Source organism: Humidesulfovibrio sp. (genome assembly GCF_035560995.1).
Classification (GTDB): Bacteria; Desulfobacterota; Desulfovibrionia; order Desulfovibrionales; family Desulfovibrionaceae; genus Humidesulfovibrio.
This window is the reverse complement of the sequence record NZ_DATMYK010000053.1, coordinates 1-11,520: the sequence shown is the minus strand read 5'-3', so window position 1 is coordinate 11,520 and position 11,520 is coordinate 1. Positions and strand designations below refer to the sequence as shown.

Genomic DNA, 11,520 nt, shown 5'->3' with positions numbered 1-11,520 from the left:
GACCATGCCGCCGTCAATGAGCGGAGCCTGGCCCGTCATGTAGTCGGAATCCGGTCCTGCCAGAAAGGACACGAAGGCGGCGACATCCTCCGGCGTTTCGGCCCTGCCCAGGGCGATGCCCTCGACGTATTTCTTGTAGGTCTCGCCGATGGCCGCGCCGGTCAGCTCGGCCATGCGCTTATCGATCTCCACCCACATGGCCGTGCCCACCACGCCGGGGCAGTAGGCGTTGACCGTGATGCCGCGGCTGGCGAACTCCTTGGCCGCGGCCTGGGTCAAGGCGCGCACGGCGAACTTGGTGGCCGAGTAGATGCCGAGGAGCGCATACCCTTCGTGCCCGGCGATGGAGGAGGCGTTGATGATCTTGCCCTTGCGGCCCAGAGCGATGAACTTCGCCGCCGCCGCCTGGGTTCCCCACAGCACGCCCTGGAAGTTGATCTTGAAGATGCGGTCCACTTCTTCGGGGGTGGCGTTGGCGATGGTCTGGACCTGGGCGATGCCCGCGTTGTTGACCATGATGTCGAAGCCGCCGAGCCGCTTCTCGGCGTGGTCCACTGCGGCGTAAACCTGCGCGCGGTCGCTGACGTCGGCGACGAAGACGGCGGCCCTGCGCCCGAGATTCTCGACCTCCCTGGCCACGACGGCCAGGGGCTCCTCGTGCCTGCCCACAAGGGCGACGGCCGCGCCGTCTTTGGCCAGGCGCAGGGCGATGCCGCGTCCGATGCCCTGTCCGGCTCCCGTGATCAGGGCCACCTTTTTCGCAATGCTCATGGCTGTGTCTCCCTTGTATTCCTGTCCGGCTGCTGCGAACGGAATCCCGGGTTGGCCCGGTCGAGGACCGCGGCATTTGCTCCGCGTGTCGCCGCTTGGCGCTATTTCGCCCAGTATCCCTTGCGGTTGTAGTGGTGGTGCAGGCCGATCTCGTAGTCGCGCGACACGAGCTCCTGCCCGGTGTATTCCGGGGACTGCATGATGCTGTCGCGGGTGAGGTTCACAAAGACGGTCGACTCGCTCCAGCTGATCTTGTCGATCCATTGCGGGGCCACAAGCACGTGCTTTCCCGGCCACCAGTTCTGGGTGTCGATGATGAAGTAGCGGATGGCCCAGGTCTCGTCGTCGATGATGAAGTCATCCACATGGCCTATCTCGCCGTCCGAGGCCTGGATGGTGTGGCCGCTCACGTCGTTCATGCTGCGCAGATGGGGGTTCCAGGCCTCGCCGCCTTGCACGGGCTCCCGCCACTGCGCGGGATCGCGCGCGAGGAAGGGGGAATAGCCCCACATGTAGCGACCGCTCCAATACATGGGCCAGCCGTAATAGGCGTAGTAGTCCTGCTCGAACTGGCGCGAAACGGGCTTGTCCGTGTCCAGGGGAGGGCCTTCCTCTATCTGCCGTTTCGTGAGGTTCACGCGGATGTTCCCGGCGACTGCGTCAACGGCGATCAGGGCATAGGGGGAGATGAGCACCTGCTTGCCCGTCAGCCAGTTTCCCGTATTTGCCACCAGGTAGCGGATGCCCCAGTGCTGATCATCGAAGTAGAACTCCACGACCTTGCCGATTTCGCCATCCAGACAGTGCAGGCTGTACCCGGTGAGCATCTTTGCTTTGGTCAACATGCGTATCTTCCTTTTGCTCTATGCGTTGTTGTCAGGCGGCCCGGCCTGAACGACGGCGTGGTGACATTGGCGGGTTTGGTGCGGGAAAGCTGGATTTCGCGCGTCAGGAGGCCAGGCGCAGAGGGGACGCGGAAATGTTTTGGTGCATGTAGGCCTCTTCTGCCTTGGTCCGCAGCAGGATGCCCTTGGCCTGCTCGACCTCGGTTGTGGTTCCGTGTAAAAGAATGAGGAATTTATCACTCTTAAGTGCTGTTTCATAGCGGATGACGCTGTCCTTGGGGATTCCGATGCCGACAAGGGCGGCGCCAAGGGCCGAGAGACCTCCGGTGACCACGGAGGTCTCCAGGGCGCCGATGATCCAGGCGACAACCGGGCCGCCGATGATGACCGGCCCGAGGCCTGGAATGACAAAGAAGGCGGATCCGAAGAGAAGCCCCCACATGAGGCCCCAGAACAGGCCGAACTTTCCCCAGGTGGCCATGCGGTCGCCGGTGTTGTAGTAGCCGACGACGTTTTCCTCCGTGTGGTAGTCCTTGCTGATGACGGACAGCTTCTTCATGTCGCAGCCGGCCTGCTGCAGTTCCTTGACGGCCCCCTCGGCGTCGACATGATTGCTGAAGACGCCAACCGCTGAATTCATGTTCACTGTCATTCTCCTTGTGGCTAATCATTAGAGGGGAGTTTGCGGGATGCGGAAAACTCCATGTGCCACTTGCGCCCGCGGAGGCGGGCATCCAGGCCGGCCGGAAGCGGATGCTGCGGCTGGCGGGGGCCTGGATGCCCGTTTCGGCGAGGCTGGGCTCGCGTGCTACTTTCCGGCAACCTTCTTGATCTCGCCCACCTTCACCTGAACCTTGCCGGCCATGTTTTCGGCCTGGCCCTTGGCGGTAAGCTTGGGGTTGTCGGTGACCTTGCCCACGGCTTCCTTGATGTTTCCGGAAACCTTGTGCAGTTCGCCCTCAACCTTGTCCTCGGTGCTCGATTTCATGATATTTCTCCAGTTTTGTTAGATTGTTCTGGGATGCTGCAGCCTAGAGTCTGCCGGTCAGCAGCAGAATCACGAGGATGACGGCGACAATGCCCAGCCCACCGCTGGGCATGTAGCCCCAGGACATGCTGTGGGGCCATATGGGGATTGCTCCGATGAATGCGAGGGCCAGAACGACAAGGAGAATTGAACCAAGTGACATGGCGCGCACCTTCGTTTGTGGGTGATGCTGCGGCGTGGCTTCCCGGCGGTTTCCCCCGGGCCGCCCGCAGCGGAACGACGTTGCGGGGCTTTGCCCCTGCAATTCTGGTCGGCGCTGGCCTCACCTCTCAGCGGGTTCCCCCCTTCTTGCCGGAGCCCACGATGATCTGGAGCAGTTTGAGCACGGAAACCTTGTCCGCCTCGGCCTGAACCTTGTCCGAGGGCTCCGGGGGTGCTGTCCCCTCAGCGTGTTGCCGTCCCCGTGCCTTGGGGTCAATTCAGCCAACAGTGATGTTGTTGACCACCTTCTTCACGCCATGCACGTCGCTGGCGAGCTTCTCGGCCAAGTCCTTCTCCGCCGCGTTCTTGGCCTTGCCGCTCAAGGTGACGAGGCCGTCCTTGGTTTCCACGCCGGTATTGAGGGCGCTGGTGGAGCGGTGGTAGAGCAGGGTAGCCTTCACCAGGGCGGTGACGGACGCATCGTCAACGGATTCGCCCGCGGCATCCATCTTGGACTCGGCCGGTGCCGCGCCCTTCTTGGTGGCCGCGTCCGCCACCAGCATCTCGTTCTTGACGCCGGTGACGCCGTCCACATCCGCCGCGTACTCGGTGGTCAGATCCTTCTGGGCCATACTGGCGGCCTTGCCGCGCAGGGTGATCCGCCCGTTCTGCGCGGAGACCTTAGTGGCCGAGGCGTTCACGTTCTTGTGGAACAGGAGCGTCAGCTTGACCTTGGTGACGAGCCAGGCATTGCTCCCGGTGGCCGGTCCCGCGCTCTTCAGGGTCAGCTTGTTGTCCACACTCTTCACGCCGGGCATGCTTGCCACGGTATCGCGGGCAAGGGCCTTGTGTGATTCTTCCGTCACGGTTCCGGTCAGGGTTGTTTCGCCACCCTTGGAAACCACCTTGATGTTGTCGTTCTTGAGATATGTCCTGAAGACATAGCTCTGCTTCGCGGATGACTCGATGCGGTCGTCCATCTCGGATGCGAACACCGTGGTGTTGATCACCATTGAAGACGACAGGGACAGGGCCAACGCCAAAAAGCAGATGTTTTTTTTCAAGAGCGTCTCCTCCACCGGTTACATGTTGCGTCGGGGCTGCCGCACTTGGTGCCGCGCCGATTAGAACCCTTTGGAAATACAGCGGCCCCGGCGCCAAGGGGCTTGCAGAGATTGAGCGCGCCTCTCCGCCAAGATGCCAGCATGCTTCCCTGATTCGGCGGGCCTGCGCTGCTTCGGTTTGCCGCCCCCTCCCCTGTTGCTGAGGAGGGGGCGGCGTCACAATGCCAGGCGAACAGAGGGGGACATCCGCCGGGCAAAGCTGCGGAGATCAAGGACCAGGGTGCTGTCGCCAGACCCTGGTGCGTGTGCCGAGCGGAAGGCCTGTATGGCCGTCCGGAACGGCAAGGAAATATCCGCGCAACCCGTGAGGGCGGGCCAGCCGCTAGGGCATTGCCCTCACGGGAAGATGCGTGCGCCGATTCCGCCCTCCGTCACTCAGGGAGGTCCGCAGCGGCGGCATTCATTTTTTCTTGGCATTCTTCGCACACCCACGTGCCCGGCGTGAAAGGATTCCCGATGAACGGGATGACCTTCCCGCAGTTTATGCAGTAGTTCTCTCCACCAGAGTGTTCAGAATCGGATTCATTTCCCATTGCATTTCACCTCTGTATTGCTTGTGTCACCATGCCGGAGCTTGCGTCTGTGCGGCAGCGAACAGCCTGTCGTCTTGCTCTTCCCTTGTGCGCACTGGCCCCCGGCCCGGAAGCGCGGAAGCTGCCGCTCAATGTGTCTGCGGGCCGGGTTCGGCCAGCCTGGCCCGCCATGAGGCTCATGCGCAGGCTGCCCGGACTGGTCTGGGGCTAGTCGCTCTCGATGAAACTCGCCCGGGCCGCAGTTCCCCGCGTCGGGCTGGTCCTGCCCGCCTTGACTGGCAAGCCGCTCAGGGCCGCCGTGAGTGCGCCCTCATGCCGTTGCGGCGCTCATCGATTCGTTCACGCAGGGAAAGCACATGTCATTCCTTCTCCCCGTCTGCGGCGTCGCCCGAGTTCGAGGAGGCATGGAGCGAGTTGTACCAGGATTCGGGTATGGTCAGCGTCTTGAAGGGGCCCCTGGGAACCCTGGTCTGCGCGGCCTGCCGCATGGACGAGCCGACGGCCTTTCCTGCTTTCGGCTTCGCGGCGTCTGCCGTGGCGCCGGTCTTTCCAGGGCGAGGCTCTCTGCTGTTCTTTTGTGTTATTTCATCTGTTTGCTTTGCAATAATATTGTTCACGCTGGCCTCCGTCTGCTCCCTGATTCGCGTCATTGCGAAGTCTTGGTCTGAACACCATGGCAGCGAACAAAGGCCCCGTCCGTGCGACGCCGCGCATAAGGTTCAAAGGAAGGCGGCCGCGCTTGGCCTCCGGGCATGGTGCGGGCGCGGTGGCGGCACTGGGCAGGGCAGGGGGCGAGCGGCAGCGCGCCAGGGAGGCGAAGGGCTCCCTGGTGTAGTAACTTGCTTGAATGACGATTGAAAATATTCAGACGTTTGGCGTGGGCTGGTCGGGTTGGCTCTGCCAGTGCCCTCGGCCGGTCACGGCCTATGGCGGCCCCGGAGACTTGCCCGGCCTGCCGTTGCCGGAATGAATCTCCTGCCCGATATGCGCGTCAATAATTATGCCTGCTGCAGCATAATTATTTCATAATGCAATGTCTGTGCATTGCCAGTCAAATACCTAGTATCGCGAATGTAATATCTGGACGGGCCTCTTTTGGAGCCTGGGACCGAAATACTTGTCCTTCGGTACGTACGGTAGCGCACGGACAGGGGTGTGGATTGGAATAAGCCATAGTAGCAATCAGTTATACCCAACAGCAAAAGGCGGGTGCATGCTCGAGACGTCCACTGTGCTTCTAAACAAAATGCTGGCAAGCCTGCCAGCCGGAGTGCAGAACCGACTGCTTCCCCATCTGGAGCTGGAACTGCTCCCGCTTGGAAAGGTCTTGTGCGAATCAGGGGATACCATGCGCAATGTCTATTTCCCCGCCACTGCCATCGTCTCGCTTCTGTATGTCATGGAAAATGGATCTTCGGCGGAGATTTCGGTGGTCGGCTGCGAGGGGCTCATCGGCATTGCGCTGTTCATGGGAGGGGGCAGCACGCCCAACCAGGCGCTGGTGCGGGGGGCCGGGTACGCCTACCGGCTGCACGGCCAGAAGTTCAAGGACGAATGCAACCGGCACGGCGAGTTGATGATGATCATGCTGCGCTACACCCAGGTTTTGTTCACGCAGATGTCTCAGACGGCGGTCTGCAACCGCCACCACTCCATAGTGCAGCAGCTGTGCCGCCTGCTCCTGCTCTCTCTGGACCGCTCGGCGGACAACCACCTAGCCATGACGCAGGAACTCATCGCAAACATGCTCGGCGTGCGCCGCGAGGGCGTCACCGAGGCTGCGGGCAAACTGCAGAAGCTGGGGATCATCGAGTACAGCCGCGGGCGCATTACGGTGCTGAACCGGTCCGAACTTGAGAGGCAATGCTGCGAGTGCTACGCCGTGGTCAAGGGGGAGACCAGCCGCCTGCTGCCCTATCTGGCTCAGCGCCCAAGCCAATGCCTGCGAACCGGTGGTGCGCGCGCCGATTGCTGAAAAGCGCCCGCACCACCGTGCCCCGCGCGCCTGCCGGGTCGCAGGCGGCGTGGCACGGCCTGGGCGGCCTAGACCGCCTTCAGGCGCTCAAGTTCTCCGGCTACTCGGATGCCGACCATGTGCAGCAGAGCCTCCGCCAGTTGCTGGTTGACCTGGCGCTTGGAACCCATGGCGGCGATGAGCCCGATTGGTTGACCCTCCGCGCTCCAAAGGGTTGCCCCCACGTAGCTTTCGGCCTGGAGGGCCTGCAGGCGCGCGTCCTTGGGAAACAGCAGGCGCGCGCGCTTCGGGTAGCTGCGTGCCGCCTTGTCCACCACGCCATTGCCGGGGCTGTTCTCAAGAGAGGAGGGGGCACTGCTCTGGAACTGGCCGCCCGCATACGCCGCAAGAACCTCGGTGGTGTAGCGCTCGCCGGACAGGCGTTCTATGGAGACGCAGTCCGCGTCCAGCACTTGGGCCAGATAGCGGGTCAGGTCCTGGAAGAAGTCCAGACCGCCGGGCTTCAGCCCGCAGCGCAACAGGAAGTCCTGGGCGTCCTGCAGCGCTTTGCGCTCCGTGATGTCCTGCATCATGGTCAGGCAGGTCTGGCCGTCTGGGGAAAGGCTGCCCTCAAGGCGCGCGGAGACGTGCGGCCCCTGGGACACCAGCCCCAGCTCGCAGACGGCCTTGCCGGGGCCCTTGAACACGCTGGCGATGAACTCTCTGAAAGCTTTGCGGTCGGCCGGGGCGATGTGTAATTCCAGCGGGTTGTCCAGGGCTCCGGCCCGCTCTACGCCGAGGAGCACAGAGCCGGACAGGTTTATCTTACGCAGCACGCCGCATTCGTCCAGATTCAGATACCCCACGGGCGCGAACTCGTAGAGCTCGGCGTAGCGGGTTTTTTCCGCCTCCAGCTCCTCCCTGGCCTGCACCAGCTCCTCGTTCTGGATCTCCAGCTCGATCTGGTGGATCTTGAGCATTTCGTTGACCAGCCGAAGGGTATTGATTTCGCCCTGGTGGGAACCCTCCAGCGCCGCCGTCTCCTGCATGCGCTTCTCGGCTCTGCGGCGCAGTTCCTCTGCGTCCAGTGAAGCCCGTGTGTTCGTGTCCATGGCTTTCCTTGTGCCAGCTCGGCTGGCGGCTGGCGGTCTAGGTCTTGGCGGCTCTCTCCAATGTGACGCAAATGCGGCTGCGGTCTCCGTCCGGGCGGTAGACCGTGGCCCGAAATTCCTTGTCCTTTGGGAGGATGGCCATTTTCAGGCGCTGCACGGCGCCGGTTTCCACCGCCCGCTCCATGGCCGGAAGCGCGCCCTTGCCGAGGTGGGGCCAGACCGTGTGGAGTGTGGCCCCCGCAACGTCCGCCTGGCGGACGCCGGTGCTGCTCTCGAAGGCGGTGTTCACGAAGACGAACTTGGCGTCCGTCAGGCCGCCGTCCTTGTCGAACACGGATTCCAGCAGGGCGAAGGGACTGGGCATGTCCTGCAGCAGGGTCTGCATCTGCCGCCCGTTCTCCCGCAGGGAGACCTCAAGCCGCTTGGCGGTGCTGACGTCCGAAAAGGTGATGACCACTCCGTCGATGCGGTTGTCCAGGGTCCGGTACGGCGTGATGCGCACCAGGAACCAGCGGCCGTCGCGGCTGACCACGGGCTTCTCCACGAAGACCAGGGTCTCCAGCACGCGCTGGGCGTCGGCCACCATCTCCGGGTATTCCAGTTCGTTCACGATGTCGGTGATGGACCGCCCGATGTCGCCGGGAATGAGCTTGATGAGCTTGGCGGTCTGCGGCGTGAAGCGCCGGACGTTCAGGGCTTCGTCCAGGAACAGGGTGGCTATGTCCGTGCTGTTCAAAAGATTCTTCAGGTCGTTGTTCGACCGGGACAGGTCGTCCAGTTTGGATTGCAGCTCCGCGTTGACGGTCTGCAGCTCCTCGTTCATGGACTGGGTCTCTTCCTTGGACGTGGTCAGCTCCTCGTTCGTGGATTGCAGCTCCTCGTTCGTGGATTGCAGCTCCTCGTTGGTGGACTTGAGCTCTTCCTGGGAGGTCTGCATCTCTTCCCTGCACAGCTGCAATTCCTCGCGGGTCATGAGCAGGTCGATCTTCAGATGTTCCAGCTGGCTTTGGGCCTTTGGGGAAAGGGGCTTGCCGTCGGCGGCGCCGGGTTGGGTCTGTGCGGGCACCTCGCTGAACACGACAATCACCAGATCCTTGAGGGCGGAGTCCTCCTGAAGTCTCTGCACGGTGACGTCCACGGCCAGGGCCCCGCTGCCTGCGCCCAGGTTGCGGCCTTTAAGCACCACGGGCTCGTCCTGCCGCACGGCCCGGTGGAAGGCGCTCGTGAGCTCCAGGCGCAGGTCGCCGCGGGCCATGACGAAGACGTTCCAGTTGGCCTTGCCCGCGGCGGGCTCCAGGAATTTTCCCGTGCGGCCGCTGATGTACAGGATGTCACCCTGGCTGTTGGTCAGCACGGCGGCAGGGGCGAAGCGCTGCAGCAGGAACTGGTCCGCCAGGGTCTGGACGTTGGGGAGCTGGGGCTTGGCCGCGTCGGCGCTGGTCAGCGGCTGGGGCGTTCCGGGCAGCAGCGGGTTGTGCTTGGAGGGAAACTCCACCTGTCCGGAGCGGCCGGTATGGACCAGCCGCCTGTACAGCCGGGTCTTGGTGTCCAGCGGGGCGAAGAGGTCGGCGAACTGGCCGATGGTCTCCGAGGTGCCGAGGCACAGGATTCCGTCGGGCTTCAGGGCGTAGTGGAACAGGGGGATGAGCCGCTTCTGCAGATCCGCGTCCAGGTAAATGAGCAGGTTGCGGCAGATGAGGATGTCGAGCCTGGTGAAGGGCGGCTCCATGATTACGTTCTGGGGCGCGAAAATCACGCTTTCGCGCAGCTGCTTGCTCACGCGGTAGCCGTTTTCTTCCTGAACAAAGAACCGGCTCAGGCGCTCCGGGGACACGTCGGTGGCGATGTTCAGCGGGTAGAGGCCGGTTCTGGCCTTGGCGATGGCGTCGGCGTCCAGATCCGTGGCGAAGATTTGCAGGGTGTGCTTGCCCAGAGGCAGCGCCTCGTCCAGGACCTCTTCGAAGATCATGGCCAGGGAGTATGCTTCCTCCCCGGTGGAGCAGCCCGGAGTCCAGGCCCGCAGGGCGCTGCCCTGGGGAAGGGTCGCAAGCGTGGTCGTCAGTTGCTGTTTCAGCCGCGCCCACACGCTCTCATCACGGAAGAAGTTGGTCACGCCGATGAGCAGCTCCTTGAACAACAGTTCGGTTTCCTGGGGGGCCTCCTGGAGGAAGCGGGCATAGGCGGCGATCTTGTCTATCTGGTGCAGGCCCATGCGCCGTTCGATGCGGCGGTAGATGGTGCTCTTCTTGTAGTGGGAGAAGTCCTGGCCGGTCTTGGAACGCAGCAGGATGAGGATCTTCTCGAGGGAGCTCTGGGACTTGAGGTCCAGGGCCAGGGCGGGCCGGTCCGTCAGGCGTGGGTGCTGGAGAAAGGCCAGGATTCTGCCCGGCAGTTCTTCCGGCGAGGCGACCACGTCCGCCAGCCCGGCATCCATGGCGCTGCGGGGCATGCCGTCGAACTTGGCCGTGGCCGGGTCTTGCACGAAACACACGCCCGCGTTCTCTCGGATGGCCCGCAGCCCCAGCATGCCGTCGGACCCCATGCCCGAGAGGATGACGCCCACGCTGTTGCCCTTCTGGTCCGCGGCCAGGGCGCGGAAGAAAAAGTCGATGGGCAGGCGCAGACCCCGGGGTTCCGTGGGGTCGAACAGGTGCAGCGCGCCATTCAGGATGGAAAGATTTTTGTTCGGCGGGATCACGTACACGTGGCCCGGCGCGACCCTCATCCGCTCCTTGGCCTGGGCCACGGGCATGGGCGTAAGGCGCTGGAGCAACTCCACCATGAGGCCCTTCTGGGTCGGGTCCAGGTGCTGGACCACCACAAAGGCCATGTTCGAGCCCGCTGGCATGTGCTGGAAAAAGAGCCCCAGCGCTTCCAGGCCTCCGGCGGAAGCGCCGATGCCCACAAGGGGAAAGGAGGACGTGCCGCGGGCGGGTTTGCCGAGCGAGCCCAGGGCGGAGGCCTTCGAGGCGGCGGGCAAGGATGTTGGCCTTGGCGGGCGAGGGGCTGTCTGCTTCTTCATGGAAACCTTCAGGGAGGGGCGTTTGGGTCCGGCACAACAGCGTGTCGTTGTCGTGCGGATCAAAGGGAGGCGCACTTCACGACTACAACAGCTTTTGCCGAGGGTGTCGAGGGGGAAAGTGACGCTCTTTACAGTGTGTCTTGCCGGGTCGCATGCGCGCTTCGCGGTGCGGCGGCGAAAGCGCCCGTTGCTCCGGTCCGCGGCCAGTCTGTGGGATGCGGACGGCGCGGCCCCGTCTGCTTCGTCGCGCGGCTTGTCGTGCTTTGAGGCACCCTGGCGCCCGGCCTTTCCTGGCAATCGCCAGTAGGTGCACCATCGCACAGACGAGGCGCGGGCGGGGGGGTAATGCACGATCATGCCGGAAAACGCTCCCGTCTGGGCGGCGCGCACCGGCCCTCCTGCAACCTGTTGCCGACATCATGCCGGGCCTCGCTTTCTTGCGTGCCGGGAGTGATTCCAAAGGACGCCATGAAAAAAACGTTCACCAGGCAGTCCGCCAAGGCCAGCGCCAAAAAGGCGGATGCGCTTCGGAAGTCCCGCGTCACGGTGCCCTCCCTAGCCAATTCCGAACGTGCGCCGCAGTCTGGACCGCCACTGCCCGGTCCGCTCTCGGACAAGGCCCTGAGACGGGATGCGCCCAAGCCCCCGGCAGCGGAGGTCTACCTCTACGCGGAATACCTCTAGGCGCGGGCCGCGCGGAAGCAGGCCGGGGCAGGGGGGCATAGACAAGGGTTATGTGCGGTACCGCACAGACGGAGAACCGCTCCCCCTGTCATTTCTGCATATATTACCGCCAATGGCGGGGTGGGACGGGCATGGGCGCGGCTTCAGGGCAGCCCTGCGTTCCCGAAGGACACAGTCACTGACGCAAGCGGGAGCGGGTATGGGCGAGTTCACAAAGGAGGTCGGCGTTTTTACGGCGCTGCTTTCCGTGGGACTTTTCCTTGCCGGAACGGCGGCGGCGGGGATC

Annotated in this window: 11 protein-coding genes; 2 read left to right on the top strand and 9 right to left on the bottom strand. The window is 63.5% G+C overall.

All coding sequences use genetic code 11. The features are described 5' to 3' along the window. The 7 genes from VN419_RS02010 to VN419_RS01980 all read right to left on the bottom strand — a co-directional run. Positions 1-771: acetoin reductase (locus VN419_RS02010; RefSeq protein ID WP_325643899.1), on the bottom strand; the 771-nt coding region annotated here is incomplete at its 3' end. A 101-nt stretch (positions 772-872) separates the two neighbouring features. Next, positions 873-1,616: a PRC-barrel domain-containing protein gene (locus VN419_RS02005; protein ID WP_325643897.1), complete on the bottom strand. Its 744-nt coding sequence runs from the start codon at positions 1,614-1,616 to the stop codon at positions 873-875. 103 nt (positions 1,617-1,719) lie between these two features. Further along, positions 1,720-2,256, bottom strand: coding sequence for a general stress protein (locus VN419_RS02000; RefSeq protein ID WP_325643903.1), 537 nt, complete (start codon positions 2,254-2,256; stop codon positions 1,720-1,722). A 168-nt stretch (positions 2,257-2,424) separates the two neighbouring features. Then, positions 2,425-2,604, bottom strand: a complete 180-nt coding sequence (locus tag VN419_RS01995) for a CsbD family protein (RefSeq protein ID WP_325643895.1) — start codon at positions 2,602-2,604, stop codon at positions 2,425-2,427. A gap of 43 nt (positions 2,605-2,647) precedes the next feature. Beyond that, a complete protein-coding gene (locus VN419_RS01990) occupies positions 2,648-2,806 on the bottom strand; it encodes a DUF3309 domain-containing protein (RefSeq protein WP_325643893.1) in 159 nt (52 codons plus the stop codon). A 277-nt stretch (positions 2,807-3,083) separates the two neighbouring features. Further along, positions 3,084-3,869 (bottom strand): BON domain-containing protein, encoded by a 786-nt coding sequence (locus VN419_RS01985; protein WP_325643891.1) that lies wholly within the window; start codon positions 3,867-3,869, stop codon positions 3,084-3,086. 952 nt (positions 3,870-4,821) lie between these two features. After that, a complete protein-coding gene (locus VN419_RS01980; RefSeq protein ID WP_325643889.1) occupies positions 4,822-5,079 on the bottom strand; it encodes a hypothetical protein in 258 nt (85 codons plus the stop codon). A 596-nt stretch (positions 5,080-5,675) separates the two neighbouring features. On the opposite strand from VN419_RS01980, the gene VN419_RS01975 reads away from it, so the two are divergent. Next, complete coding sequence (locus VN419_RS01975; protein ID WP_325643887.1) at positions 5,676-6,437, top strand: Crp/Fnr family transcriptional regulator; 762 nt, start codon at positions 5,676-5,678, stop codon at positions 6,435-6,437. A 68-nt stretch (positions 6,438-6,505) separates the two neighbouring features. Here VN419_RS01975 and VN419_RS01970 read toward each other — a convergent pair whose 3' ends face one another. Together VN419_RS01970 and VN419_RS01965 are read right to left on the bottom strand one after the other, a co-directional pair. Then, on the bottom strand, positions 6,506-7,528 hold the full coding sequence (locus tag VN419_RS01970) for a GAF domain-containing protein (protein WP_325643885.1): 1,023 nt from the start codon (positions 7,526-7,528) through the stop codon (positions 6,506-6,508). Between the two features lie 37 nt (positions 7,529-7,565). Then, entirely contained in the window at positions 7,566-10,508 is a 2,943-nt protein-coding gene (locus tag VN419_RS01965; RefSeq protein WP_325643883.1) for a chemotaxis protein CheB, read from the bottom strand. 510 nt (positions 10,509-11,018) lie between these two features. On the opposite strand from VN419_RS01965, the gene VN419_RS01960 reads away from it, so the two are divergent. After that, positions 11,019-11,234: a hypothetical protein gene (locus VN419_RS01960; protein WP_325643881.1), complete on the top strand. Its 216-nt coding sequence runs from the start codon at positions 11,019-11,021 to the stop codon at positions 11,232-11,234. Positions 11,235-11,520: the final 286 nt, after the last annotated feature.